The organism is Pseudooceanicola marinus (genome assembly GCF_002786295.1).
GTDB lineage: Bacteria > Pseudomonadota > Alphaproteobacteria > Rhodobacterales > Rhodobacteraceae > Pseudooceanicola > Pseudooceanicola marinus.
This window is the reverse complement of record NZ_PGTC01000011.1, coordinates 41,015-65,970: the sequence shown is the minus strand read 5'-3', so window position 1 is coordinate 65,970 and position 24,956 is coordinate 41,015. Positions and strand designations below refer to the sequence as shown.

Sequence of the window (24,956 nt, the reverse complement as noted above, 5' to 3'; positions counted from 1 at the left end):
TCGGTGGCCGGTTCGTCCGGGGTCTTGCAAGTCACTCCGTCACCGCCAATCCTGCGCCGCGGGATCGACCCCTTGCCCTGGCTCAGGGCGGGCCGCAGGTCGGACAGGACAGGACAGGGAAGGATAGACATGCATATCGCCGTGATCGGGGCCGGAATGATCGGGGCCGCCGCCGCCCGCCACCTGATCGGGATGGGCCACCAGGTGACCCTGGTCGGCCCTGCCGAACCCGAAGACCCGGCCAGCTGGCAGGGGCCCTTCGGATCGCACTACGATGCCGGGCGCATCACCCGGCAACTCGATCCCTCGCTCTTCTGGTCACGGGCCTCGCGCGCCTCCATCGCCCGCTATCGCGAGATCGAGGCAGCCTCGGGCGTGCCCTTCTTCTCCGAGGTCGGCTCGCTGATGGCAGGTCCCGAAGGCTCGGTGCAGATGAACCGGCTGGAAGCCACCCGCGACCGTGACGCGGTGCCCTGCGACAGCCTGCGCGATGCCGATCTGGCAGATCGCTTCCCCTGGTTCGATTTCGCCCCGGGCACCCTGGGTCTGCACGAGCGGGCCAATGCCGGGGTCATCGACCCTCGCGCCCTGGTACGCGCCCAGATCACCCTGGCGCAGGCGGGCGGGGCACGGCTGGTGCGCGATCATGTCACGGCGCTGGACGAAAGTGCGGAGGGTGTCACCCTGGCGCTGGCCGGGGGCGAACAATTGACGGCGGATCGGGTGCTGCTGGCCACTGGCGGTTTCTCCCGCGCGCTGGTGGGAGAGGCGCTGCCCTTCAGCGTCTACGCCCGCACCGTGGTCTTCTTCGAGGTGTCGGAGGCCGAGGCGGCACGATTGGCGGGGATGCCCACGCTGATTGCGCTGCTGCCCGATGGCCTGGATCCCTACCTGCTGCCGCCCCTGCGCTATCCCGACGGAAAGCTCTACCTGAAGATAGGCGGTGACCGGGTCGACCGGCCGCTGACCTCGCCCGAAGAGCTGACCGCCTGGTTCCGCTCCTCCGGCGACCCGGAGGAGGCGGCCTACCTCGACGGGGTGATGCGGGCGCGGATGCCTTCGCTGGAGATTCTCTCGACCTCCACCGCAGCCTGCGTGACGACCTTTACGCCGCGCAACATCCCCCATTTCACCGCCCTGTCGGCGCGCATCCACACCGCTTTCGCCGGGGGCGGGCGCGGGGCGAAGAACTCGGACGAGCTGGGGCGTCTTGGGGCGCTGCAGGTGGCGGGGGAGGCCTTGCCCGACTGGGCCGTCGAACCCGCCGTGGCGTGAGGCGGCGCCGAAGGGCGCAACGGGCTTGGCGGACGTTGACGCCGCGGTGCCACCGCCTCGGGGACGCCCCCCCCTGTCTTCACCTAGTTGAAAATACTCTCGCCGAAGGCATCGGCCGTCAGGCCGATACCGCCGCGCTCACAGCTCCTTGCGGGCGCGCAGGGCGGCGGTGATCGTGCCGTCGTCGAGATAATCCAGCTCGCCGCCGATGGGCACGCCCTGGGCAAGGGAGGTCAGGCGCACCGTGCCCTCCAGCTGGTCGGCGATGTAATGCGCCGTGGTCTGGCCGTCGATGGTGGCGTTGAGCGCCAGGATCACCTCGGTCACGCCTTCATCCTCGACCCGCTGCACCAGGTCGGGGATGCGCAGCTCCTCCGGGCCCACGGCATCCAGCGCCGAGAGGGTGCCGCCGAGCACGTGGTAGCGGCCCTTGAAATTGCCCGAGCGTTCCATTGCCCAGAGATCGGCCACGTCCTCGACCACGCAGAGCTCGCCATTGGCGCGTTTCTGGTCGAGGCAGATCGGGCAGACCGGCCCCTCGGAGATATTGCCGCAGCGGGTGCATTCGCGCACGTTCACCGCCACCTCGTGCATCAGGTCCGCCAGCGGCATCAGCAGCAGCTCGCGCTTGCGCACCAGTTGCAGCACCGCGCGCCTGGCCGACCGGGGGCCGAGCCCCGGCAGCTTCGCCAACATTTCGATCAGCGCGTCTATGTCGCGGCCGGCGGACATCTTCGATCAGAAGGGCATCTTGAAGTCGGCCGGCAGGCCCAGGCCCTCGGTGATCTTGCCCATCTCTTCCTGGTGCTTCTCGGCGGCGCGTGCCTGGGCGTCCTTGATCGCGGCCAGGATCAGATCCTCGACCACTTCCTTCTCGTTCGGGTCGAAGATCGACGGGTCGATGTCCAGCGCCTTCAGCTCGCCCTTGGCGGTGGCCGTGGCCTTCACCAGGCCCGCACCGCTTTCGCCGGTGACGGTCATCGTCTCCAGGTCATCCTGGAGCTGCTGCATCTTCGTCTGCATCTCCTTGGCGGTCTTCATCATCTTCGCCATGTCGCCCATCTGGCCAAGGCCCTTGAACATGCTCGTTCTCCTTCATGTGGCGCCGCGCGGGCGCGTCGTTTCAATGCTATCTAGTGTGTCTTGCGGGCGGGATCACTACTCGTCCTCGAAAGGATCCCATTCGTCCTCGACCTCGGGCAGGGCTTCGGCCTCCGCCTTGGCGGCCATCTCCTCGCGGCTGATGATCTTGGTGACCTCGGCCTTGGGGAAGGCGGCCAGCACGGCCTGCATCAGCGGATGGGCTGTGGCCTCCTCCTTCAGCGCGCGCAGCTTGGCGTCGCGCTTCTCGACGATGGTGTCGTCGCCCGGCTCATTGCCGATGGTCACCACCCAGCGGTTGCCGGTCCAGCGTTGCAGCGCCGTGCCCAGCTTCGAGGCCAGGTCGGAAGCAGCGCCGGGAGCGGGGGCGAACTCGATCCGGCCGGGGCGGTAGGAGATCAGGCGCACGCCGCCCTCGACCTCCACCAGCAGGCGCACGTCGCGGTTCTGGCGGATCAGTTCGATCACGTGATCGAAGGTCGGGTAGCGCGCCAGCGCCTGTTCGACCTCCTGCGCCAACATGGTGTGACCCTGGGCGCCACCGCCGCCGCCACCGGAGGGGCCGGGCGCGCCATAGGCCGGGGCACCGCCACCGGCCGGACCCGCCGGGGCATAGGCGCCGCCACCACCGCCGCCGGGGCCGCCCTGGGGCGGTTCGGGCGGGCGCGGGGCGTCCTTCAGCCGTTTCACCAGTTCCTCGGGCGAGGGCAGCTCCGACACATGGGTCAGCCGGATCACGGCCATTTCGGCGGCCATCATCGCGTTCGGCGCCGCGGCCACCTCTTCCAGGGCTTTCAGCAGCATCTGCCACATGCGGGTCATTGATCGCATCGGCAGGCGCTCTGCCAGCGACAGGCCGCGGGCGCGTTCGTCGGGGCCGATGGTCGGATCCTCGGCCGCATCGGGCGTGATCTTCACCACCGAAATCCAGTGGGTGATCTCGGCCAGGTCACGCAGCACCGCCAGCGGATCGGCGCCGTCGGCATATTGTGCCGACAGTTCGGTCAGGGCGGCGGCGGCGTCGCCGCGCATGATCATCTCGTAGAGGTCCAACACCCGGCCCCGGTCCGCGAGGCCCAGCATGGCGCGCACCTGGTCGGCGCCGGTCTCGCCCGCGCCGTGGGAAATCGCCTGGTCCAGCAGCGAGGTCGCATCCCGGGCCGAGCCTTCGGCGGCGCGGGTGATCAGCGCCAGAGCCTCGTCGGTGATCTCCGCCTCTTCGCGGCTGGCGATGCGGCGCAGCAGGTCGATCATCACCTCCGGTTCGATCCGGCGCAGATCAAAGCGCTGACAGCGCGACAGCACCGTCACCGGCACCTTGCGGATCTCGGTGGTGGCGAAGATGAACTTCACATGCGCCGGCGGCTCTTCCAGCGTCTTCAGCAGCGCGTTGAAGGCGCTGGTCGACAGCATGTGGACCTCATCGATGATGTAGATCTTGTAGCGGGCGCTGGCCGCCCGGTAGTTCACGCTGTCGATGATCTCACGGATGTCGTTTACGGAGGTGTTGGAGGCCGCGTCCATCTCCATCACATCGACATGGCGGCCTTCCATGATGGCCTTGCAGTGTTCGCACTGGCCGCAGGGATCGGTCGTCGGCCCGCCCTGTCCGTCCGGCCCGATGCAGTTCATGCCCTTGGCGATGATCCGCGCCGTGGTCGTCTTCCCCGTGCCGCGGATGCCGGTCATGATGAAGGCCTGGGCGATGCGATCGGCCGCGAAGGCGTTCTTCAGCGTGCGCACCATGGCGTCCTGGCCGACCAGGTCGGCGAAGGTCTCGGGGCGGTATTTCCGCGCCAGGACCTGGTAGGGGCCCTTGGGGGCGGGGGCGCTGTCTTGCATCGGCGGGAGCCTTGGATTCGGGTGGTTGCGCCCAAGAGTAAACGGGGCCGCCGGGGGCGTCCACCGCAAGGCGCGCGGTTCGGCGGCTGCGGTCGGAATGGCGCAGCTCCGGCTCGCGGCCCCGTGCGTGATGCGGAACGCCTGGCGCCGCTCGCTCCCGCTGGGAGCTTCGCCCCGCCCGCCGTCCCGTGGGGGATTTCGGACGTGCTGCGGGCGCATGGGGCGTCGTGGTGGTCTTGCGGGGAGGGGTGACTGTCACCTCTGCTGCGCAAAGGTGACTGGGTGAGAGATTGGACAACGACCCAAGCGGGACTCGTTACGGCTGCTTCCTTCCGGACCTGACCGGGTTGGCGAGGCGCCTGCCCGCGCCAACCTCTCAAGCCCGCATATAGGAAAGGACGGCGGGCAATGCAAGTGGGGGAGGGCGCGGCGGAGCCAATGGCTGGCGCGGTCGGGTCAGGCTGCTAAGGTCGCGCCAGATCCGCGGGGCGATCCTGTCCCGGCCCCATGAGCAACCCAGAAACGGAGCCCCCATGCGCCCCTATCGTGTCGTCGATGCCTTCTCCGCCGTGCCCTTTCGCGGCAATCCCGTTGCCGTCGTCCTGCAGGCCGACGGGTTGAGCGACGCCGAAATGCAGGCCATTGCCGCCTGGACCAACCTGTCGGAGACGACGTTCCACCTGACCCCCACCGACGCCGGCGCTGACTACCGCCTGCGCATCTTCACTCCGCGCAGTGAACTGCCCTTTGCCGGCCATCCCACTGTCGGCAGTGCCCATGCGCTGATCGAGGCGGGGGTGATCGCCCCGCGGGACGGGTTGGTGGTGCAGGAATGCGCCGCCGGGCTGATTCCGGTGCAGCAGGCGGGCGCGCTGCTGACCCTGCGCCTGCCGGAGCCACAGTTCCGCGACCTGTCCGCGCCCGAGACGGCTGAGCTGGCCGATCTGCTGGGCGCGCCGCTCGCGCCGGGCAGTGCCCCGGCGGTGGTCGATGTCGGCCCGCTGTGGATCGTTGCGGACCTCGGCACGGCCGCGGCGGTGACGGCGCTGACCCCGGACCTGCCGCGCATGGCGGCGTTCGAGGTCGCGGCGGGCGCGGGCGGTGTCACCGTCTTCGGACGCAAGCCGGAGGGTGGGATCGAGGTGCGGTCCTTCGCGCCCTCCGATGGGATCGCCGAGGACCCGGTCTGCGGCAGCGGCAATGGCGCGGTGGCCGCGCTGCGCCTGCGGACGAGCGAGCTGGGCGAGGGCGCGCGCTACATGGCGACCCAGGGGCGCTGCGTCGGGCGGAATGGCGAGATCGCGGTGCACGTCGAGGGTGGCCGCATCTTCATCGGCGGCCGGGCCGTGACGACGGTAACGGGGCAGGTCGCGGTCTGAGCCTGCCCGGCACGTGAAAAGGGCCGCCCGGGGGCGGCCCTTCGATCCGGCTGGCGCCGGGATCAGAGCGTGATGCGGAAGAGCGCAAAGCCGCCCTCGCCCTCGCCGGCGGGTTCGATGGTCACGCCCTCGACGCTGTCGGCATATTTCGCTGCCGCCGGGCCGGTTTCGAACAGCACCGTGGTGTCCTCCATCGGGGCGAAGGTCCAGTTGGCATCGGCCGAGGGGTTCACCGTGCCCTGTTCGACGATGTAGCGCACGATGATGTCGCGGTTGGTGTCCGGCCCCTCGAAGATGATGGTGGAGCCATCGTTGCCCGGGAAATGCCCGCCGCCCGAGGCGCGGTAGTTGTTGGTGGCGACCACGAATTCCATCTCGTCGGTGACGGGCTGCCCGTCGTACATCAGGTCGACGATCCGGCTTTCGTCCGAGATCTTCTCGCCGTCGCGGTCGAACATCATCGGCTTCGACAGGTCGATCTTGTAGGTCACGCCGTCGATCACGTCGAAGTTGTAGCTGGGGAAGTCGGGGTTCAGCAGCACCGCGTCGGTGGCGCCGGGCTCCACCTGGTTGAACATGCCCGCCGAGCGGTCCAGCCAGCCGCGCAGCTGGGCGCCCGTGACCTTCACCGCGCGGATGGTGTTCGGGTAGAGATAGAGGTCGGCGACGTTCTTGATCGCGATCGGGCCGGTTTCGACCTCGGTGAAATACTCCGGCCCGCCACGGCCGCCGGCCTTGAAGGGCGCACCGGCGGACAAGAGCGGCAGGGCGGCGTATTCGGTGCCCGCCAGCATCTGTTCCAGGTACCAGGTCTGGGCATTGGTGACGATCTGGATCGAGGGATCGTCGGCTACCAGGGCGAAGTAGGATTGCAGCGGCGCCGAGGTCTGGCCCACTTCCGCCCGGACATACTCCAGCGTGGCGTCATGTTCGGTCTGGGCCGCGGCCAGCACGACCGGCATGCTCTCCACCGTCGGCGTGATCGAGCGATCCTCGCCGCGCTCGTAGATCGGGCGGGTGGTGGCCTCATGCGCGACGACGCGCCAGCCGGTGCCGTCCGCCTCCAGCAGCAGGTCGATCAGCCCCATGTGGCTGCCCCAGTAGCCGCCCATGACGGCGGGGGTGTCGTTGATCGTGCCCTTGGCCACGTCCACCAGCGCATAGCCGTCGTAGGTGGGCGAGGGGAAGACGAGGTGGCTGTGCCCGGTCATCACCGCGTCGATGCCCTCGATCCCGGCCAGCGGCACCGAGGCGTTTTCCATGCCCTCTTCATGGTCGGCGGCGCCGATGCCGGAATGCGACAGGGCGATGATGATGTCGGCACCTTCCTCCTTCATCTGGGGCACGTAGGCGCGGGCGGTGTCGACGATGTCGCGGGCCTGCACGTTGCCCTCCAGGTGGGCGCGGTCCCAGGTCATGATCTGCGGCGGGACGAAACCGATCAGGCCGATCCGAATCGGCTTGGCCGTGCCGTCGCCCAGTTCGATCTGGCGATCGAGGATGACGTAGGGCGGAATGAAGGTGGTGTCGCCCGTGGGGGAGGCGGCCATTTCCTTCACCACGTTGGCCGAGACGAAGGGGAAGTCGGCGCCCGCGATGGCCTTTTCGAGGAAGGACAGGCCGTAGTTGAATTCATGGTTGCCCAGGGTTGCGGCGTCGTAGCCCAGGGTGTTCATCGCGGCGATGATCGGGTGCACGTCGCCCTCGGCCAGGCCCTTTTCATAGGCCATGTAGTCGCCCATCGGGTTGCCCTGGATGATGTCGCCGTTGTCGACCAGAAGCGTGTTGATCGCCTCGTCCCGCACTGCCTGCATATGGGCGGCGGTGCGCGCCAGGCCCACCGTGTCGTCGGGGCGGTCTGCGTAGTAGTTGTAGGGGAAGACGTGGACGTGCAGGTCCGTCGTTTCCATGATCCGCAGGTGCGCCTGGCCGCTGGCGGCGCGGGCGGAGAAGGGGTGCAGGCTGAGCAGGGTTGCCCCGGCGAGCGTACCGCCCAGGAAATTGCGGCGGGACAGGGAGGTGGATTGTTTCAGTGTCATGGAAAGCTCCGGAAATGCACGTGACCGTGGTAATGCCGTCGTCACATGACGTTAGCATAACGCACAACGCTGCGGGCGGCTTTTGTCAGGGTGACGCGAAGTCGCGCCGATCCTTGCGCGTGGCAAATGGGCGAAGGTCGGTGTCCGTCCCCGGTGGGGGGCATTGAGCTTCCTTCGGGGGCGGGGCAGTCTGCCAGCGCAAGAGACAGAAACAACGTGACAGGAACGGCAGGCAGGATGATGTGGCAGGATCAGGAGGTGACCTTCGGCGGCACCGGGCTGGACCGATTGGCGCAGCAGCGCGGGGATGCGACGGCGCTGGATGCGCTGATGGCAGAGCCGGGGGCGCGGACCCTGCTCTACTGGCGCGGCAATGTCCTGATCGAGGGTGGTGAAACAGAGGGTGGTGAGGCGGATCGCGCGCTGGCGCGGCTGCCGCTGGATCATCCGGTGTTGGCCGAGGCGCTGGGCGCCGCGCCGATCCTGCTGGGCCGGTCCGCCGACGGGGCGGTGATCTTCGCCCAGGATATTTCCGCCTGGCAACCGCCGGAGCTGGAACACCGCGACGCGCCGCTGGGCTGGACCGTGGGCGGGCTGCCGCAGCACCCCGCCTTGGCCGAGGGACAGGGGTTCAGCGACCTGCGCGCCATCATGGCCGACCTGACCCCGGAGGAGGCGGAGCTGGCCGCAACGGCTCGGGGGCTCTTCTCCTGGCACCAGACGCATCGCTTCTGCGCCCGTTGTGGCCAGCCGTCGCAGATCAACGAGGCCGGCTGGCAGCGTCGCTGCCCGACCTGCCAGGCGCAGCATTTCCCGCGCACCGATCCGGTGGTCATCATGCTGATCGCCCGGGGCGAGAACGTGCTGCTGGGCCGGTCCCATGGCTGGCCCGAGGGGATGTGGTCGGTGCCCGCGGGCTTCGTCGAGCCGGGCGAGACGATCGAGGCCGCGGTGCGCCGCGAGGTGCTGGAGGAAACCGCGGTGGAGGTGGGCGAGGTCCGCTATGTTTGCTGCCAGCCCTGGCCCTTCCCCAACTCGCTGATGTTCGGCTGTCGCGGCACCGCCCTGAGCGAGGCGATCTCCGTCGACCCGGTGGAGCTGGAAGACGCCATGTGGCTGTCGCGTGAAGAACTGGCAACGGTCTTTGCCGGCGACCACCCGATGATCAGACGGCCCCGACGCGGCGCGATTGCGGAATTCCTCCTACGCAATTGGCTTGCGGATAGGCTGGCTTGACGTGATGTTCAATTTTGTGAAGGACAGGCGTTCCTCTTTTCCCCTCTACGGTGGCTAATCCATGAAGATCGTTGCGAAAGAAGACATCGAGGCGCCGATCGCGGATGTGTTCGACCGCGTGACGGATTTCCGCAGCTTTGAACGCTCGGCGATTCGACGTGGCGCAGAGGTGACTCGCAAGGATCGCCCGGCGGTCACCGGTGTGGGCGCGGCCTGGGACGTGCGGTTCGATCTGCGCGGCAAGCGGCGCGACATCGGCCTGGAAGTGACCGAGTTCGACGCGCCGGAGCGCATGGTGATGAAGCTGCGCTCGGAAGGGATGAAGGGCGGCGTGCTGGTCGATCTGGTGGCCCTGTCGCGCACGCGCACGCGCATTCGGATCGAGACGGAGATCAAGCCCAAGACCCTGTCGGCCCGCTTGTTGATCCAGTCGCTGCGGCTGGCCCGCGGCACCATCGAAAAACGGGTGGCCGAACGGATGGCCGAGTTCGCGGCTTCCATCGAGGGCAAGCCGCGCAGCCCCGGCTGAGGGCGCGGGGCCGTGCCTGCCGCCGCTCAGTCGCGCTGCGGGTCGGCGGGGTAGACGCCCAGCACTTCGAGGCGCGAGGAGAAATAGTTCAGCTCGTCCAGGGCCAGCTTGACGTGCGGATCGTTGGGGTGACCTTCGATATCGGCATAGAACTGCGTCGCGGTGAAGCTGCCGCCGACCATGTAGCTTTCCAGCTTGGTCATGTTCACGCCGTTGGTGGCGAAGCCGCCCATGGCCTTGTACAGCGCGGCGGGAATGTTGCGCACCTCGAACAGCAGCGTGGTGATCATCTTGCCGCCGCCGCGCCGGGAATGGTCCGGCTCCATCGACATTTCCAGGAACCGCGTGGTGTTGTTCGACTGGTCCTCGATATGGCGGGCCAGCACGTCCAGGCCATAGACCTCGGCGGCCAGTTCGCTGGCCAGCGCCCCGCGCGAGCGGTCGCTTTGCTGCGAGATCAGATGCGCCGATCCGGCTGTATCGGCGCCGGTGATCCGCTGGATCCCGTGGTCGGCCAGGAAGGCGCGGCACTGCCCCAGAAGCATCGAATGCGAGGTGGCCGAGGTGATGTCTTCGAGTTTCGTGCCCGGCAGGCCCATCAGGTTGATGTGTACGCGCACGAAGGCCTCGCCGATGATATGCAATCCCGATCCCGGCAGAAGATAATGGATATCCGCAACTCGGCCGAATGTGGAATTGTCCACCGGCAGCATGGCCTTTTCCGCCGCGCCCTCCTTGACCGCTGCAATCGCATCTTCGAAAGTGCGGCACGGGAGGGGTTCCAGATCGGGGCAGGCTTGGACGCAGGCCTGGTGCGAATAGGCACCCAGCTCTCCCTGGAAGGCAATTCGGCGAGTCATCTGGGGAATTCCGTGTTGTTTGCGTCAAAACGCCCGCATCGGGCGATTGGTCGCGGTAACTACACCTTGCTTTGCGCGAGGGGAAGCGGATAGATACGCGCCGAACAACTAGCTACGGATTCATCAGGGGCGCAGCGCACATGTTTGACACGATGACGGGAACGAAGATCATTGGCGGCCTTTGCGGCACGCTGCTGGTCTTCCTGCTGGGCAACTGGGCGGCGGACGTTCTTTACGACACCAGTGCCGGGGGCCACGGTGGCGAGGAGCACGCGCGCGGCTATGTCATCGACACCGGTGCGGACGAAGGGGCGGCTGCAGAGCCCGAACCCGAGATGTCCTTCGAGGAAGTCTTCGCCTCCGCCGATGCCGGTCGCGGCGAGCGTGTCTTCAACAAGTGCCGCGCCTGCCACAAGGTTGATGGCACGAACGGCACCGGCCCGCACCTGGATGGTGTCGTCGGTCGCGAGGTCGGTTCGGTCGGTGATTTCAGCTACTCCGGCGCGCTGAAGGAAAACTTCGACGTCTGGACCCCGGAAAACCTGCAGGCCTTCCTGGAAGACCCGCGGAACAGCGCCTCGGGCACCAAGATGTCCTTCGCCGGTCTCGACGACATCGAGGACCGCGCCAACGTCATCGCCTACCTGCAGAGCGTGAGCGAGTAACGCCCCACGCCTCGGCAAAGGTCCGCGACACGGATCAGGGCCGCCTGCGCATTGCGCGGGCGGCTTTTTTCTTGGGGGCAGAAGAGCCTGCAAGGTTCTGGTAACCTCTGCTCACGCATTCTCGTCTTGAACATGGTTAATCGTGGCGATTAGCCTAGGTCCTCAAAGGAAGCCGCCTGTGCGGTCCGCGGCCCCGCCGCCCATCCTGCAAACATAGTCGAGGAGCGTCCCATGAATCGTCCCGAACCCCGCGCCATGGCCCTTGCCGCGACCCTGTCGCCGAGCCGGCGGGCGACGCTGTTGCTGTCGGGACTGGGACTGGCGGCCCTGGTGGCCCTTGCCGGGCCGGCGCCCGCGCAGGACGACACGGCCGAGACACAGGCCGAGGGATCGGAGATCATTACCAGCCATGGCTATTCCTTCTTCGGCGACCTGAAATACCCCGCGGATTTCGAGCACTTCGATTTCGTGAACCCAGAGGCCCCCAAGGGCGGCGAGATCGCGATTGAGGCCTCGGGCACCTTCGACAGCCTGAACCCCTTCACCGTGAAGGGCCGCGCGGGCGCGCTGTCGTCGATGATGTACGAAAGCCTGCTGGGCGAGGCCGCGGATGACTACAACGGCGCCTACTGCCTTCTGTGCGAAAGCGTCGAGTATCCCGCGGACAAAAGCTGGGTCATCTTCCACATGCGCCCCGAGGCGAAGTTCAGCGACGGGACGCCGCTGACCGCCCACGACGTGGTCTTCTCGCATAACCTCTTCATCGAACAGGGGCTGCCCAGCTTCTCGAGCGGGGTCAAGAAGCTGGTCCTGGGGGCCGAGGCGCTGGATGATTACACGGTGAAATTCACCTTCGCCGATGGCGTATCGCGCCGGTCGCTCATCGAACAAGTGGGCGGCGGCACCGTCTTTTCGCAGAAATGGTTCGAGGAAACCGGCGCGCGTCTGGATGAGCCGCGCTTCGAGACTTCGCCCGGTTCCGGTCCCTACATGCTGGACAGCTACGACGTGGACCGTCGCATCGTCTACAAACGCAATCCCGACTACTGGGGCGCCGACCTGCCGATCAACCAGGGGCGTTGGAACTTCGACACCATTCGGGTGGAATATTTCGCCGATGATTCCGCCGCATTCGAGGCCTTCAAGGCCGGCGAATACACCTTCCGCCAGGAAACCTCCTCGCGCCAGTGGGCCAACCAGTACAATTTCCCTGCCGTGCAGGAAGGCCATGTGGTCAAGGAAGACCTGCCCGACGGCATGCCACCGAACAACACCGGTTTCGTCTTCAACCTCGCGAAAGAGAAGTTCGCCGACGTGCGCGTGCGCGAGGCGATCGCGCTGGCCTTCAACTTCGAATGGACGAACGAGAGCCTGCAATACGGCCTGTTCAAACATCGCGAGAGCTATTTCCAGGACACCCCCCTGCAGGCCGAGGGTGTGCCGGAGGGGGCCGAGCTGGCCTTCCTGGAAAGCCTGGGCGACGTGGTCCCGCCGGAGCTGTTCACCGAACCCGCGCGCGGCGTGCACGAAAGCCGCGCCAGCCGCCTGAATGACCGCCGTAACCTCGGCCGCGCGATGGAGCTGCTGGACGAGGCCGGCTGGACCGTGGGCGATGACGGCAAGCGCCGCAATGCGAATGGCCAGCTGCTGACCCTCGACTTCCCGATCTCCTCCTCCTCGGCACCCTCGGTCCAGCCGATCCTGGACAACTATGCCCAGAACCTGATGGCCCTGGGGATCGAGCCGAAGTTCGAGGTGGTCGATCCCAGCCAGTACACCAACCGGCGCCGCGACCGCGAATACGACATGCTCTACGGTGGCTACCGCGCGGGCCTTGGCACCGGCACCGGCCTGCTGCAGATGTATGGCTCCGCGGAGGCCGAGTTTTCGGTCTTCAACCCGGCTGGCATCGCCAGCCCGCTGATCGACGACATCATCTATGCCTCGCTGGAAACCGAGACGCAGGAGGAACAGGACGCCTCGCTGATGGCCCTGGATCGGGCGCTGCGGCATGAGTTCTTGATGGTGCCCACCTGGTACAAGTCCGGCTACTGGGTCGCCTACTACGACATGTACGAACATCCCGACATTCCGCCCTACGACCTCGGCTACCTCGACTTCTGGTGGTACAACGCCGACCGCGCGGAAGAGCTGAGAGCCGCGGGCGCGCTGAGGTAAGCGCGACATGGGGGCCTATATCCTAAGACGCCTGGCGCTGGTCATCCCGACCCTGCTGGGCATCATGATCATCAACTTCGCCCTGACCCAGTTCGTCCCCGGCGGCCCGATCGAACAGATCATCGCCCAGGTGCAGGGGCAGGGGGACGTGACCGCCGGCTTTACCGGCGGCGCCAATGATGCGGCCGACATGTTCGAGGGCAGCGGCAATTCCGAATACGCCGGCGCCCGTGGCTTGCCGCCCGAGTTCATCGCCAACCTGGAAAAGGAGTTCGGCTTCGACAAGCCGCCGCTGGAACGGTTCATGCTGATGCTGTGGAACTACGTCCGGCTGGACTTCGGCGAAAGCTACTTCCGCTCCGTCTCGGTCATCGACCTGGTGATCGAGAAGCTGCCGGTGTCGATCACGCTGGGCCTGTGGTCCACGCTGATCGCCTACATCATCTCGATCCCGCTGGGGATCCGCAAGGCGGTGAAGGATGGCTCGCGTTTCGACAACGTGACCTCGGGCATCATCATCGTGGCCTATGCGATTCCGGGCTTCCTGTTCGCGGTGCTGCTGATGGTGCTCTTCGCCGGCGGATCCTACTGGCAGATATTCCCCCTGCGCGGGCTGACCTCGGACAACTTCGACCAGCTCAGTCTCGGCGGAAAGATCCTGGATTACCTGTGGCATATCACCCTGCCGGTGCTGGCCTCGACCATCTCGGCCTTTGCCACGCTGACGCTGCTGACCAAGAACTCCTTCCTGGACGAGATCAAGAAGCAATACGTGATGACCGCCCGGGCCAAGGGCCAGACGGAACGCCGCGTCCTCTACGGCCACGTCTTCCGCAACGCGATGCTGATCGTCATCGCGGGCTTCCCCAGCGTCTTCATTGGCGTCTTCTTCGCCGGCTCGCTGATCATCGAGACGCTGTTCTCGCTCGACGGGCTGGGGCGGCTTGGCTTCACCGCTGCACTGGCGCGCGACTACCCGGTGATCTTCGGCACGCTGTTCATCTTCGGCCTGATCGGGCTGGTGGTCGGGATCCTGTCGGACCTGATGTATGTCTTCGTCGACCCCCGCATCGACTTCGAAAGCCGGGAGGGGTGAGATGAGCCTGATGGACGAAGAACGCATGCCGGGCCAGGAGGCGCCGGCCCCGGTGGCCGAGGCCCCCAAGGGGTTCCTGTCGCCGCTGAACAAGCGGCGCTGGCGGTCCTTCCGCCGCAACCGCCGGGCCTTCTGGTCGCTGATCCTCTTCGTGATCCTCTTTGGCGCCTCGCTGTTCGCGGAGTTCATCGCCAACGACAAGCCGATCCTGGTGAGCTATCGTGGCGACTACTACATGCCGATCTTCAGGTTCTACCCGGAGACGGAGTTCGGCGGCGATTTCCGCACCGAGGCGATCTATCGCGACCCCGAGGTGCAGTGCCTGATCGAAAGCGGGGGCCTCGACATCTGTTTCGACGACCCCGAAGCGGTGATGGAAGATGCGAAGGACGGCGTGGTCGAGGGTGAGGAGATCCAGCGCGGCTGGACCCTCTGGCCGCCGATCCCCTATTCCTACGACAGCCCCGTGGAACGCCCGGGCGCGGCGCCGCTGCCGCCCAACGACCAGAACCTTCTGGGCACCGACGACACCAAGCGCGACGTGCTGGCGCGGGTGATCTACGGCTTCCGCCTGTCGATCCTCTTCACCCTGATCGTCACCGTCTCCGCCTCGGCCATCGGCATCTTCGCCGGCGCCGTGCAGGGCTATTTCGGTGGCAAGATCGACCTGATCTTCCAACGGGTGATCGAGATATGGTCGTCGACGCCCTCGCTCTACATCATCATCATCCTCTTCGCGATCCTGGGCCGAAGTTTCTGGTTGCTGGTCCTGCTGACCGTCCTGTTCGGCTGGATGGCCCTGGTGGGCGTGGTGCGAGCCGAGTTCCTGCGCGCCCGCAACCTGGAATATGTGCGCGCGGCCAAGGCGCTTGGCGTGTCGAACCGCGTCATCATGTTCCGCCACATGCTGCCCAATGCCATGGTCGCCACGCTGACCATGATGCCCTTCATCGTCACCGGCACGATCTCGACGCTGGCCAGCCTGGATTTCCTCGGCTTCGGCCTGCCCAGCTCCTCGCCCTCGCTGGGCGAGCTGACGCTGCAGGCGAAACAGAACCTGCAGGCGCCCTGGCTGGGCTTCACCGCCTTCGTCGTCTTCGCCGTGATGCTCTCGCTGCTCGTCTTCATCTTCGAAGGCGTGCGGGATGCCTTTGACCCCAGGAAGACCTTCAAATGAGCATGCTACAGGTCCGGGATCTGCGCGTCGCCTTCACCCAGGACGGCCACAGCGTCGAGGCCGTGAAGGGGGTGTCCTTCGCCGTCGACCGCGGCGAAACCGTGGCCCTGGTGGGCGAATCCGGCTCCGGCAAATCCGTCTCGGCGCTGTCGACCGTCTCCCTTCTGGGGGAGAACGCCCATGTCTCCGGTTCCGTCACCTTCGACGGCGAAGAGATGGTGGATGCCCCGAACGCCAAGCTGCGCAAGCTGCGGGGCAACGATATCTCCTTCATCTTCCAGGAGCCGATGACCTCCCTCAACCCGCTGCACACGATCGAGAAGCAGCTGGCGGAAAGCATGGCCCTGCACCAGGGCATGAAGGGGCGCGGCTGGCTGAAACGCTGGCTGGAAGGCTGGATGGGGCTGAAACCCGTGCCGGTGCTGATCGGGCTGATCGTCTTCTTCGGCTTCCTGGCGCTTTACGGGGCCTTCGTGGCCACGGCGCCCGAGGAACCCTCGCTGGATTTCCTCGGCGCCTTCGGGACCGAGGCGGTGGAACGGCTGTTCCGCGCCGTCCTCTGGGCGCTTGGCCTGACGGCGGTGCTCTGGGCGGGCAAGGTCGTGCTGAAGGCGCGGCTGGCGCAATGGATCACCGGCAGCGAAACGCGGGACCGCTCCATCGCGCTGCTGAAACAGGTGGGGATCCGCGATGCCGAATCCCGGCTGACGGCCTATCCGCATGAGCTGTCGGGCGGGCAGCGTCAGCGCGTGATGATCGCCATGGCCCTGGCCAACAAGCCCGAGCTTCTGATCGCGGATGAACCGACCACCGCGCTGGACGTGACGATCCAGGCGCAGATCCTCGACCTGCTGGCGGATCTGAAGGCCGACAGCGGCATGGGCCTGCTGTTCATCACCCACGACCTCGGGATCGTGCGGCGCATCGCCGACCGGGTCTGCGTGATGAAGGACGGCGAGATCGTCGAGGAAGGGCCGACCGACGCCATCTTCTCGGCCCCGCAACACCCCTATACGCAGATGCTGCTGTCCGCAGCCGCTACCGGCGCCCCGCAGGAGCCCTCGGGTGATGCCCCCGTCGTGCTGGAGACGGAGCATTTGCGCGTCTGGTTCCCGATCCAGAAGGGGCTGATGAAGACCACCGTGGGCCATGTGAAGGCGGTCAACGACGCCTCGCTGACCCTGCACGCGGGCGAAACCCTGGGCATCGTGGGCGAAAGCGGGTCGGGCAAGACCACGCTGGCCCTGGCGTTGATGCGGCTGATCGGGTCCGAGGGCAAGGTGCGCTTCGACGGGCGCGACGTGCATGCCCTGTCGACGACCGACCTGCGGCGGCTGCGCAAGGACATGCAGATCGTCTTTCAGGATCCCTTCGGATCGCTGTCGCCGCGGATGACCGCGGAGCAGATCATCGCGGAGGGCCTGTCGGTGCACAAGATCGCAGATGACCGCCCCGTGCGCGAGCTGGTGGCCGAGGTGATGACCGAGGTGGGCCTGGATCCGGCGGCGATGGACCGCTACCCGCATGAATTTTCCGGCGGTCAGCGTCAGCGGATCGCCATCGCCCGGGCGATGATCCTGCGGCCCAAGCTGGTGGTGCTGGACGAGCCGACCTCGGCGCTGGACATGACGGTGCAGGTGCAGATCGTCGATCTGCTGCGCCGGTTGCAGGAGAAATACGGGCTGGCCTATCTCTTCATCAGCCACGACCTGAAGGTGGTGCGCGCCATGTCCCACCGGGTGATGGTCATGCGCCATGGCGACGTGGTCGAGGCTGGGCCCGCGGCCCAGGTCTTCGACGCGCCCCAGGCGGACTATACCAAGGAGTTGTTCGCCGCCGCGATGGACCGCTGAGGCCCCCGCCCGAGCCAGGCGCCTGACGGAATAAGGGGCGCGGAGCCTGCCGCTCCGCGCCCCTTTGTCATGCGTGCCCCCGGATCAGATGGCCGAGGAATGCCGCGCCTTGGCGCCGTCGTAGTCGTCGAAGGCCCGCGCCACCAGCCGGGTCAGCGGCTGCGCATCGGCGGGGATGGTCAGCCCCTCCTCGGTCACGCGCAGCAGGCCGTCGAACTGCGCCGCGACCTCGCGGAACATCGCGGTCAGGGTCGCTGCGCTGATGCCGTAGTCGCGGACAATCTCGGCGGTGCGCACGCCGAAGTCGCACATAATCGCCTCAATGATCCGGGCGCGCATCTTGTCCTCGCCGCGATAGGCATGACCCTTGGCGGTGGAGAAATGGCCCTCGCGGATCGCCTTGGTGTGCACGCCTGTGGCGGGCGCGTTCTGGGTGTAGCCCTGCGGGAAACGCGAGATCGAGGAGGCCCCCATGCCGATCAGCGCCTCGGCCTGGTCATCGGTGTAGCCCTGGAAGTTGCGCTTCAGCGTTCCGGCCTTCTGCGCCTTGGCCAGCCCGTCGTCGGGCAGGGCAAAGTGGTCGATGCCGATCTCGGCGTAATTGTCCCACAGGAACAGCTTGCGCGCGGTGGCGAAGAGTTCCAGCCGCTCGGCCGGGGTGGGCAGGGCGTCGGAGGGCAGCATGCCCTGGCGCCGCGCCATCCAGGGGACATGGGCATAGCCGTAGAGGGCCACGCGATCGGGCGACAGCGACAGCAGCTTCTGCACGCTTTCGGTGATCTTCTCGTTGGTCTGGTGCGGCAGGCCGAAGAGGATGTCGGCGTTCAGGCTTTCGATGCCATGGGCGCGGATCGCCTCGATCACGTCGCGGGTCACCTCATAGCTTTGCTCGCGCCCGATGCACTCCTGGATCATCGGATCGAAATCCTGCACCCCGATGGAAGCGCGGTTCATGCCGGCGGCGGCCAGCACAGAAAGGCGTGCCTCGTCGACCTCGTTGGGGTCGATCTCCACGGAGAACTCGGCGCCCTCGGCAAAGGGCACGACCTCGGCCACGCGACCGGCGAGGGTCTCCATCATGCCGGGGTTCAGCAGGGTCGGCGTGCCGCCGCCCCAGTGCAGCCGCGACAGGCGAACGCCTTGCGGCAGATGCGCCTCCAGCAGGTCCAGCTCGGCCAGCAGCGTGTCCATGTAGGCGCGCACCGGCTCTTCGCTTTGCGTGCCCTGCGTCCGACAGGCGCAGAACCAGCACAGCCGCCGGCAGAACGGCACATGGATGTAGAGAGAGATCTCGGCCCCTTCCGGGATGGCTTCGATCCACGACGCATGTTCGCCCGAGCCGATCGCGTCGGAGAAATGCGGGGCCGTGGGGTAGCTGGTGTAGCGCGGCACTTTCGCGTCAAACAGTCCCAGGCGTTCAAGTTGCGTTTTGGTGACCATGAGAATAGGGTTTAGCGAAGCGCCGGATCGGCGCATTGACCCAGATCAACCCTCCCATAGACTGCGGTTCGACATGCTTCAGGAAGATTTCTCCTTCGTTTCCCATGATTGCGGCGATTGCCCGATCCGCCACCGCGCCGTTTGTGCCCGTTGCGAAACGGATGAGTTGGAGCGTCTGGAAGAGATCAAGTATTACAGAAGCTTCGAGGCCGGTCAGACCGTGGTCTGGTCCGGGGATCGGATGGATTTCGTCGGCTCCGTCGTCTCGGGCATCGCCACGCTGACCCAGACGATGGAAGACGGGCGGACCCAGATGGTCGGCTTGTTGCTGCCCAGCGATTTCGTCGGACGCCCGGGACGCGAGGGCGCGGCCTACGACGTCGTGGCGACCTCTGACCTGGTCATGTGCTGCTTCCGCAAGAAGCCGTTCGAGCAGATGATGGAAACGACGCCGCATATCGCGCAGCGTCTGCTGCAGATGACCCTGGACGAGCTGGACGCCGCGCGCGAATGGATGCTGGTGCTTGGCCGCAAGACCGCCCGGGAAAAGATCGCCTCTCTGCTGGCCATCATCGGGCGCCGCGATGCCTCGATCAAGTCTTTGTCCATGCAGGAGCGAATCGTTTTCGATCTGCCTCTGACGCGCGAGGCGATGGCCGACTACCTCGGGCTCACGCTGGAAACGGTCAGCCGTCAGATCTCGGCGCTGAAACGCGAAGGCCTCATCGAGCTGCAGGGCAAGCGCCGCGTGACGGTGCCCGATTTCTCGCGCCTGCTTGAAGAGGCGGGCGACGATTCGGACGGCGGCCTGCTGGTCTGAGGCGGGACCACCGCGCGAGCGATCTGCGGTACCGCGCCGGTCTGTCGCCCCGTCGGGCGATGCCTGCGGCGGGGATACTTTCAGCAAAGAGAAGACTGGGGCGCCGCACGCCCAAGCTGCAAGCGCGATCGGTCCGCCAGGCCGGTCAACGGGTGCGCGGCCAGAGTGAGGCACCCCACCCCTGTCCATTTGTTGGCCGGAAATATCCTGGGGGGAATTGAGCCATAGGCTCAAGGGGGGCAGAGCCCCCTCCCGCTCACGTCCAGGCGTCGGCGTCATGAAAAGGGGCGGATCCGAAGACCCGCCCCTGGTGCGTTTCACCTTTGCCGGCGCTCAGTGCGCCATGAAGATCGGCAGTTTGGTGCCTTCCAGCATGTGCCGGGTGGCGCCGCCCAGGATCGCCTCGCGGAAGCGCGAATGGCCATAGGCCCCCATCACGATCATGTCCGCACCGATGTCCGTCGCGTGGCGGCTGATCAGATCCGAGATCCGCGGCATGGTTTTCGAGATCACGTCGATCTCGGTCGCCACCCCGTGACGCGCCAGCCAGGCGGCCAGCATGCCGCCGGGGTCGGACCGGTCGGGCCCGTGCATCGGCGGGTCGATCACCACCACATGCGCCGCGGCGGCCTTCTGCAGCATCGGCAGCGCCTTTCGCACCGCGGCCAGCGCCTCGGGTGTTTCGTTCCAGGCGATCAGCGGTTTCTTCGAGGCCAGTGATTCGGCCGGATCGTCGGGCAGGACCAGGACCGGCGTACGGCCTTCGAAGAGCACCGATTCGATGATCGGCTCATCTTCCACGCCCTTGCCGTCGCCATAGGGCTTGGGCAGCACGACCAGATCGGAGAAGCGGGCGCGCCAGGCGACGTGGCGTCCGATGTCGCCCATCTGGGCCACGTCGGTATCCACGGCGTAACGCAGGCCAGCGTTCTTCAGCAGCTCAGTGGTCTCGGTCTCCAGCGCCTTGGATTCCTCGGTGGCGCGGGTGATCGCCTCTTGCAGGACCATCGCGTTGGCCCCGGCGTAGTAATAGCCCATTTGCGTGCGATCCACGCCGAGGCAGAGCACGTCGAGGTGAGCGTCATGTGAAAGGGCGAGGGCGGCAACCTGATCGAGATGGGCCTGAAGCCCTTCTTTTCGCGTCAGGATCGTGAAGATCGTGTTGTAGGCCATGGGAGCCTCCTGAGCGGTTGTTCGGTGGAAAATCGTTACCAAACCATGAGATACCTTGACCAGCTAATGGTCTATAAGATGTGTTTAGCATGTGGGAAATTGCTTCACATTGATCTTCGTCAACACCTCACGGTTTCGCGATTGATACAGATCAAGGCATGTGATTCAGCGCCGACGCAATAAGCGGACGTCGCAACTCCGATAAGAAGCGGGGGGAGAATTCCGCCTCGTTGGACTGACAAAGGGACGCGTTATGACAAATGCAATCAAGCTAGTCGCGCTGGCGCTGGTCGCGATTTTCGCCGCGATCGCCGCCAATTATGCGCGCGACCTGGCGTATATGGTGAACATGCTGGTGGTCATGCTGGCCGCCTCGGTGACGTTCATCTACACGCTGCGCAAGACGGATGAGGACCGCGACCTGCGGGACCTGTCCGGGGAATACATGGACGGTGTTGTCCGCTACGGGGTGATCGCCACCGCCTTCTGGGGCGTCGTGGGGTTCCTCGCCGGCGTGTTCATCGCGTTCCAGCTGGCCTATCCCGTGCTCAACTTCGACTGGGCCCAGGGCTATCTGAACTTCGGGCGCCTGCGGCCGCTGCACACCAGCGCCGTGATCTTCGCCTTCGGGGGCAACGCGCTGATCGCGACCTCCTTCTACGTGGTCCAGCGGACCTCGGCCGCGCGTCTCTGGGGCGGTGGCCTGGGCTGGTTCGTCTTCTGGGGCTACAACCTCTTCATCGTGATGGCCGCGCTGAGCTACGTTCTCGGCGGCAGCCAGTCGAAGGAATACGCGGAACCCGAATGGTACGTCGATCTGTGGCTGACCATCGTCTGGGTGGCCTACCTGGCGGTCTTCCTCGGCACGATCATCAAGCGGAAGGAACCCCACATCTACGTGGCGAACTGGTTCTATCTGTCGTTCATCGTGACCATCGCCATGCTGCACGTGGTCAACAACTTGGTGATCCCGGTCAGCATCTTCGGCGGCAAGTCGGTGCAGGTGATGGCCGGCGTGCAGGACGCCATGACGCAGTGGTGGTACGGCCACAACGCCGTGGGCTTCTTCCTGACCGCGGGCTTCCTCGGGATGATGTACTACTTCATCCCCAAACGCGCCGAGAAGCCGGTCTATTCCTACAAGCTGTCGATCATCCACTTCTGGGCGCTGATCTTCCTCTACATCTGGGCCGGTCCGCACCACCTGCACTACACCGCGCTGCCTGACTGGGCCTCGACCCTCGGCATGGTGTTCTCGATCATCCTGTGGATGCCCAGCTGGGGCGGCATGATCAACGGCCTGATGACGCTCTCGGGCGCCTGGGACAAGCTGCGCACCGACCCGGTGATCCGGATGATGGTGATCGCAGTGGGCTTCTACGGCATGTCCACCTTCGAAGGCCCGATGATGTCGATCCGTGCGGTCAACTCGCTGTCGCACTACACCGACTGGACCATCGGTCACGTCCACTCCGGCGCGCTTGGCTGGAACGGCATGATCACCTTCGGCGCGCTGTACTACCTGGTGCCCAAGCTGTGGAACCGCAAGGAAGTCTACTCGCTGTCCATGGTCTCCTGGCACTTCTGGCTCGCCACCATCGGCATCGTTCTCTACGCCGCCTCCATGTGGGTGACCGGCATCATGGAAGGCCTGATGTGGCGCGAAGTCGACGCCAACGGCTTCCTGGTGAACTCCTTCGCCGACACCGTGGCTGCCAAGTTCCCGATGTACGTGGTCCGTGGCCTGGGTGGCGTGATGTACCTCGCCGGTGCGATCGTCATGTGCCTCAACCTCTGGCTCACCGTGAAGAAGCAACCCGCCGAGAAGACCGTCCACGGCCTCGTGCCGGCGGAATGAGGAGCAGATAGATGGGTATCCTTGATAAACACGCGTTTCTTGAAAAGAACGCCACGCTCCTCCTGGCCTGCTCCTTCGCCGTGGTCACCATCGGTGGCATCGTGGAGATCGCACCGCTCTTCTACCTCGAGAACACCATCGAGGACGTGGAAGGCATGCGCCCCTACACGCCGCTGGAACTGGCCGGCCGGGACATCTACGTCCGCGAAGGCTGCTATGTCTGCCATAGCCAGATGATCCGGCCGATGCGGGACGAGGTGGAACGCTATGGCCACTACTCGCTGGCAGCGGAGTCGAAATACGACCACCCGTTCCAGTGGGGCTCGAAGCGGACGGGGCCCGACCTCGCCCGCGTGGGCGGCCGCTACTCGGACGAGTGGCACGTCGATCACCTGACCAACCCGCAGTCCGTGGTGCCGGAATCGGTGATGCCGAAATACGGCTTCCTGACCCATGCCATGATCGAGGGCGAATACATGCAGGACCTGATGTCCACGCACGCCCTGGTCGGTGTCCCCTACACGGAAGATCAGCTGGAAAACGCCCAGTCCGACTTCCTGGCCCAGGCGGATCCCGACAGCGATTACGACGGGCTGCTGGAACGCTACGGCGAGGACAGCGTCAACGTGCGCAACTTCGACGGCGAACCGGGCATCTCCGAAATGGATGCGCTGATCGCCTACCTGCAAATGCTGGGCACGCTGGTCGACTTCTCGACCTTCTACCCAGACGAAAGCCGCTGAGGGGGATCCGATGGATATCTATTCGATCCTACGCCAGTTCGCGGACAGCTGGATGCTGCTGGCCCTGTTCCTGTTCTTCGTGGGTGTCGTGCTGTGGGTGTTCCGTCCCGGTGCCCGCAAGACCTACGAGGATACGGCGAACATCCCGCTGCGCAACGAAGACCGCCCTGCGAGTGACGTGAAAGACACGTCCAAGCCGGCCTTCGCAGGAAAGGACCTGTGAGATGAGCGATGACCTGAAGCAGAAACACGGCACAACGGGCCATTCCTGGGATGGCATCGAAGAGCTGAACACGCCGTTGCCGCGCTGGTGGCTGTGGACCTTCTACGCCACCATCGTCTGGGGCATCATCTACACGGTGCTGTATCCCGCCTGGCCGCTGGTGAACCAGGCCACCGCCGGGATCCTGGGCTATTCGACCCGTGCCGAGGTGGCCGAGCGGATCGCCGAGGTCGAGACCGCGAATGCCGGCATCAACGAGCAGCTGGCCTCGGTCGAACTGACCGAGGTCGCCGCCGATCCGGAGCTGAACCAGTACGCGGTCTCTGCCGGTGCCTCGGTCTTCCAGACCTGGTGCGCACAGTGCCATGGTTCGGGGGCAGCAGGTGCGGTCGGTTATCCGAACCTGCTGGACGACGACTGGCTCTGGGGTGGCTCGATTGAGGACATCCACTACACCGTCACCCACGGCATCCGGAACGAGGATGACTGGGATGCCCGCTACAGCGCGATGCCGGCCTTCGGTCGTGATGAGCTGCTGGAGCCCGAGCAGATCGATGCGGTGGTCAACTACGTGATGTCCCTCTCGGGCACCCCGCAGGACGCCAGCCTGGTCGAAGAAGGCGCCGTGGTCTTCGAAGAGAACTGTGTCTCCTGCCACATGGAAGACGGCACCGGGGACCGGGAACAGGGTGCGCCCAACCTGACCGATGCCATCTGGCTCTACGGTGGCGACTACGAGACGATCCACGAAACGGTCGAAAACGCCCGCTTCGGCGTCATGCCCAACTGGGGTGAACGCCTGAGCGAAGCGCAGATCCGCGCCGTGGCCACCTATGTCCACCAGCTGGGCGGCGGCGAGTAAGCCCGCCCGCTGAAACGAATTTGGCGGGGGTCGCCCCCCGCCAATCCAGACCCCCGCTCTCGTGGTGGGGTTGGCACCGGCCGCTTCGTCCTGTTCGCGCGTTTCCTTGAACGGTCGGTGCCATTTTTCTAGCCCGCCCCGGGCCTTCGGGGAAGCCCGCCCTGCGATCGCAGGGCGGGCTTTTTTCATCGCTGCACGCGGGGCGGGCAAGGGACGGCAGTCGGTTCAGCGCCGGCGGCGCGGCTTGGCGGGCCACCAGTAGAAACGTGGCGCGTCAGGGTCGGGCACGCGGCGCCGGGGCTGGTTCTGCTGGTAGCGGTCGGCGCGGCGGATGCGTTCGTCCAGCACATCGAGCGGGCGGTAGAGGATCGGATCCATGGCGATCACTCCTTTCGGGGGTGTCTGTGCGGTGTCAGTCGTCCCGCCGGGCGTCGCGCGGGGCGCGCAGGCGGGGCAGGCGGGTTTCGGCCACCGGCGGAGCGCTGCGGCGTTCCAGGCGGGTGGCGGTCAGCAGGCTCTGTGCGTAGATGTTGAACATGGGTCTCTCTCCGGTTTGGCTGTCTGACCTTGTTTTACGGTACAGGACCGCGAATCACCTATTCAGGAA

General features: G+C 66.0%; 23 protein-coding genes and 1 other RNA gene. 14 read left to right on the top strand and 10 right to left on the bottom strand.

Going from position 1 to position 24,956, the window contains the following annotated elements; translation table 11 throughout:
* Positions 1–129: 129 nt before the first annotated feature.
* The gene (locus CVM50_RS07535) at positions 130–1,275 is read left to right on the top strand and encodes an FAD-dependent oxidoreductase (RefSeq protein WP_085888621.1); all 1,146 of its coding nucleotides are present in this window, start codon (positions 130–132) and stop codon (positions 1,273–1,275) included.
* Between the two features lie 138 nt (positions 1,276–1,413).
* Here CVM50_RS07535 and recR read toward each other — a convergent pair whose 3' ends face one another.
* From recR to ffs, 4 genes are all read right to left on the bottom strand, one after another.
* On the bottom strand, positions 1,414–2,007 hold the full coding sequence (recR, locus tag CVM50_RS07530) for a recombination mediator RecR (protein WP_085888620.1): 594 nt from the start codon (positions 2,005–2,007) through the stop codon (positions 1,414–1,416).
* 6 nt (positions 2,008–2,013) lie between these two features.
* The gene (locus tag CVM50_RS07525) at positions 2,014–2,358 is read right to left on the bottom strand and encodes a YbaB/EbfC family nucleoid-associated protein (protein WP_085888619.1); all 345 of its coding nucleotides are present in this window, start codon (positions 2,356–2,358) and stop codon (positions 2,014–2,016) included.
* Positions 2,359–2,433: 75 nt separating this feature from the next.
* Positions 2,434–4,218 carry a DNA polymerase III subunit gamma/tau gene (locus CVM50_RS07520; RefSeq protein ID WP_085888618.1) on the bottom strand — a complete coding sequence of 595 codons (1,785 nt, stop codon included), beginning with the start codon at positions 4,216–4,218 and terminating at the stop codon, positions 2,434–2,436.
* Between the two features lie 280 nt (positions 4,219–4,498).
* An RNA gene (ffs, locus tag CVM50_RS07515) (signal recognition particle sRNA small type) lies at positions 4,499–4,597 on the bottom strand.
* 154 nt (positions 4,598–4,751) lie between these two features.
* Here ffs and CVM50_RS07510 point away from each other — a divergent pair.
* Positions 4,752–5,597, top strand: coding sequence for a PhzF family phenazine biosynthesis protein (locus tag CVM50_RS07510; RefSeq protein WP_085888617.1), 846 nt, complete (start codon positions 4,752–4,754; stop codon positions 5,595–5,597).
* 62 nt (positions 5,598–5,659) lie between these two features.
* Here CVM50_RS07510 and CVM50_RS07505 read toward each other — a convergent pair whose 3' ends face one another.
* Positions 5,660–7,636 (bottom strand): bifunctional 2',3'-cyclic-nucleotide 2'-phosphodiesterase/3'-nucleotidase, encoded by a 1,977-nt coding sequence (locus tag CVM50_RS07505; protein ID WP_085888616.1) that lies wholly within the window; start codon positions 7,634–7,636, stop codon positions 5,660–5,662.
* Positions 7,637–7,876: 240 nt separating this feature from the next.
* Between CVM50_RS07505 and nudC the strand changes: the two genes are divergently transcribed.
* Together nudC and CVM50_RS07495 are read left to right on the top strand one after the other, a co-directional pair.
* Complete coding sequence (gene nudC, locus CVM50_RS07500) at positions 7,877–8,872, top strand: NAD(+) diphosphatase (RefSeq protein ID WP_085888948.1); 996 nt, start codon at positions 7,877–7,879, stop codon at positions 8,870–8,872.
* 61 nt (positions 8,873–8,933) lie between these two features.
* Positions 8,934–9,401: an SRPBCC family protein gene (locus CVM50_RS07495; RefSeq protein ID WP_085888615.1), complete on the top strand. Its 468-nt coding sequence runs from the start codon at positions 8,934–8,936 to the stop codon at positions 9,399–9,401.
* Positions 9,402–9,427: 26 nt separating this feature from the next.
* Here CVM50_RS07495 and CVM50_RS07490 read toward each other — a convergent pair whose 3' ends face one another.
* On the bottom strand, positions 9,428–10,261 hold the full coding sequence (locus CVM50_RS07490) for a prephenate dehydratase (protein WP_085888614.1): 834 nt from the start codon (positions 10,259–10,261) through the stop codon (positions 9,428–9,430).
* Positions 10,262–10,401: 140 nt separating this feature from the next.
* Here CVM50_RS07490 and CVM50_RS07485 point away from each other — a divergent pair, with 140 nt between their 5' ends.
* The 5 genes from CVM50_RS07485 (at position 10,402) to CVM50_RS07465 (ending at position 17,230) form a co-directional block, all read left to right on the top strand.
* The gene (locus tag CVM50_RS07485) at positions 10,402–10,926 is read left to right on the top strand and encodes a c-type cytochrome (protein WP_085888613.1); all 525 of its coding nucleotides are present in this window, start codon (positions 10,402–10,404) and stop codon (positions 10,924–10,926) included.
* Between the two features lie 231 nt (positions 10,927–11,157).
* On the top strand, positions 11,158–13,104 hold the full coding sequence (locus CVM50_RS07480) for an extracellular solute-binding protein (RefSeq protein ID WP_085888612.1): 1,947 nt from the start codon (positions 11,158–11,160) through the stop codon (positions 13,102–13,104).
* Between the two features lie 7 nt (positions 13,105–13,111).
* Positions 13,112–14,200 (top strand): microcin C ABC transporter permease YejB, encoded by a 1,089-nt coding sequence (locus CVM50_RS07475; RefSeq protein ID WP_085888611.1) that lies wholly within the window; start codon positions 13,112–13,114, stop codon positions 14,198–14,200.
* 25 nt (positions 14,201–14,225) lie between these two features.
* Positions 14,226–15,377 (top strand): ABC transporter permease, encoded by a 1,152-nt coding sequence (locus tag CVM50_RS07470; protein WP_100148459.1) that lies wholly within the window; start codon positions 14,226–14,228, stop codon positions 15,375–15,377.
* Positions 15,378–15,379: 2 nt separating this feature from the next.
* Complete coding sequence (locus CVM50_RS07465; protein ID WP_408634053.1) at positions 15,380–17,230, top strand: ABC transporter ATP-binding protein; 1,851 nt, start codon at positions 15,380–15,382, stop codon at positions 17,228–17,230.
* 84 nt (positions 17,231–17,314) lie between these two features.
* On the opposite strand, the gene hemN is transcribed toward CVM50_RS07465, so the two are convergent.
* Positions 17,315–18,670, bottom strand: a complete 1,356-nt coding sequence (gene hemN, locus CVM50_RS07460) for an oxygen-independent coproporphyrinogen III oxidase (RefSeq protein WP_085888608.1) — start codon at positions 18,668–18,670, stop codon at positions 17,315–17,317.
* Between the two features lie 73 nt (positions 18,671–18,743).
* On the opposite strand from hemN, the gene fnrL reads away from it, so the two are divergent.
* Positions 18,744–19,490, top strand: coding sequence for a transcriptional regulator FnrL (gene fnrL / locus CVM50_RS07455; RefSeq protein ID WP_085888607.1), 747 nt, complete (start codon positions 18,744–18,746; stop codon positions 19,488–19,490).
* Between the two features lie 333 nt (positions 19,491–19,823).
* Here the strand turns inward: fnrL and CVM50_RS07450 are convergent, their stop codons facing one another.
* Positions 19,824–20,663 (bottom strand): universal stress protein, encoded by an 840-nt coding sequence (locus CVM50_RS07450; RefSeq protein WP_085888606.1) that lies wholly within the window; start codon positions 20,661–20,663, stop codon positions 19,824–19,826.
* A gap of 253 nt (positions 20,664–20,916) precedes the next feature.
* Between CVM50_RS07450 and ccoN the strand changes: the two genes are divergently transcribed.
* From ccoN to ccoP, 4 genes are read left to right on the top strand one after another with little or no spacing between them, the layout of a single operon-like run.
* On the top strand, positions 20,917–22,521 hold the full coding sequence (ccoN, locus tag CVM50_RS07445) for a cytochrome-c oxidase, cbb3-type subunit I (RefSeq protein WP_085888605.1): 1,605 nt from the start codon (positions 20,917–20,919) through the stop codon (positions 22,519–22,521).
* Between the two features lie 11 nt (positions 22,522–22,532).
* Positions 22,533–23,264, top strand: coding sequence for a cytochrome-c oxidase, cbb3-type subunit II (gene ccoO / locus CVM50_RS07440; RefSeq protein ID WP_085888604.1), 732 nt, complete (start codon positions 22,533–22,535; stop codon positions 23,262–23,264).
* A gap of 10 nt (positions 23,265–23,274) precedes the next feature.
* A complete protein-coding gene (locus CVM50_RS07435) occupies positions 23,275–23,487 on the top strand; it encodes a cbb3-type cytochrome c oxidase subunit 3 (RefSeq protein WP_085888603.1) in 213 nt (70 codons plus the stop codon).
* A gap of 1 nt (position 23,488) precedes the next feature.
* Positions 23,489–24,349, top strand: coding sequence for a cytochrome-c oxidase, cbb3-type subunit III (ccoP, locus tag CVM50_RS07430; protein ID WP_085888602.1), 861 nt, complete (start codon positions 23,489–23,491; stop codon positions 24,347–24,349).
* A 225-nt stretch (positions 24,350–24,574) separates the two neighbouring features.
* On the opposite strand, the gene CVM50_RS21300 is transcribed toward ccoP, so the two are convergent.
* Complete coding sequence (locus CVM50_RS21300) at positions 24,575–24,727, bottom strand: hypothetical protein (protein WP_157792148.1); 153 nt, start codon at positions 24,725–24,727, stop codon at positions 24,575–24,577.
* 34 nt (positions 24,728–24,761) lie between these two features.
* On the bottom strand, positions 24,762–24,887 hold the full coding sequence (locus tag CVM50_RS22150; RefSeq protein ID WP_268808211.1) for a hypothetical protein: 126 nt from the start codon (positions 24,885–24,887) through the stop codon (positions 24,762–24,764).
* Positions 24,888–24,956: the final 69 nt, after the last annotated feature.

Coding starts and splice junctions, on each gene's coding strand:
- CVM50_RS07535 (WP_085888621.1), top strand. CDS start 130: ATGCATATCGCCGTGATCGGGGCCGGAATGATCGGGGCCGCCGCCGCC.
- recR (WP_085888620.1), bottom strand. CDS start 2,007: ATGTCCGCCGGCCGCGACATAGACGCGCTGATCGAAATGTTGGCGAAG.
- CVM50_RS07525 (WP_085888619.1), bottom strand. CDS start 2,358: ATGTTCAAGGGCCTTGGCCAGATGGGCGACATGGCGAAGATGATGAAG.
- CVM50_RS07520 (WP_085888618.1), bottom strand. CDS start 4,218: ATGCAAGACAGCGCCCCCGCCCCCAAGGGCCCCTACCAGGTCCTGGCG.
- CVM50_RS07510 (WP_085888617.1), top strand. CDS start 4,752: ATGCGCCCCTATCGTGTCGTCGATGCCTTCTCCGCCGTGCCCTTTCGC.
- CVM50_RS07505 (WP_085888616.1), bottom strand. CDS start 7,636: ATGACACTGAAACAATCCACCTCCCTGTCCCGCCGCAATTTCCTGGGC.
- nudC (WP_085888948.1), top strand. CDS start 7,877: ATGTGGCAGGATCAGGAGGTGACCTTCGGCGGCACCGGGCTGGACCGA.
- CVM50_RS07495 (WP_085888615.1), top strand. CDS start 8,934: ATGAAGATCGTTGCGAAAGAAGACATCGAGGCGCCGATCGCGGATGTG.
- CVM50_RS07490 (WP_085888614.1), bottom strand. CDS start 10,261: ATGACTCGCCGAATTGCCTTCCAGGGAGAGCTGGGTGCCTATTCGCAC.
- CVM50_RS07485 (WP_085888613.1), top strand. CDS start 10,402: ATGTTTGACACGATGACGGGAACGAAGATCATTGGCGGCCTTTGCGGC.
- CVM50_RS07480 (WP_085888612.1), top strand. CDS start 11,158: ATGAATCGTCCCGAACCCCGCGCCATGGCCCTTGCCGCGACCCTGTCG.
- CVM50_RS07475 (WP_085888611.1), top strand. CDS start 13,112: ATGGGGGCCTATATCCTAAGACGCCTGGCGCTGGTCATCCCGACCCTG.
- CVM50_RS07470 (WP_100148459.1), top strand. CDS start 14,226: ATGCCGGGCCAGGAGGCGCCGGCCCCGGTGGCCGAGGCCCCCAAGGGG.
- CVM50_RS07465 (WP_408634053.1), top strand. CDS start 15,380: ATGCTACAGGTCCGGGATCTGCGCGTCGCCTTCACCCAGGACGGCCAC.
- hemN (WP_085888608.1), bottom strand. CDS start 18,670: ATGGTCACCAAAACGCAACTTGAACGCCTGGGACTGTTTGACGCGAAA.
- fnrL (WP_085888607.1), top strand. CDS start 18,744: ATGCTTCAGGAAGATTTCTCCTTCGTTTCCCATGATTGCGGCGATTGC.
- CVM50_RS07450 (WP_085888606.1), bottom strand. CDS start 20,663: ATGGCCTACAACACGATCTTCACGATCCTGACGCGAAAAGAAGGGCTT.
- ccoN (WP_085888605.1), top strand. CDS start 20,917: ATGACAAATGCAATCAAGCTAGTCGCGCTGGCGCTGGTCGCGATTTTC.
- ccoO (WP_085888604.1), top strand. CDS start 22,533: ATGGGTATCCTTGATAAACACGCGTTTCTTGAAAAGAACGCCACGCTC.
- CVM50_RS07435 (WP_085888603.1), top strand. CDS start 23,275: ATGGATATCTATTCGATCCTACGCCAGTTCGCGGACAGCTGGATGCTG.
- ccoP (WP_085888602.1), top strand. CDS start 23,489: ATGAGCGATGACCTGAAGCAGAAACACGGCACAACGGGCCATTCCTGG.
- CVM50_RS21300 (WP_157792148.1), bottom strand. CDS start 24,727: ATGGATCCGATCCTCTACCGCCCGCTCGATGTGCTGGACGAACGCATC.
- CVM50_RS22150 (WP_268808211.1), bottom strand. CDS start 24,887: ATGTTCAACATCTACGCACAGAGCCTGCTGACCGCCACCCGCCTGGAA.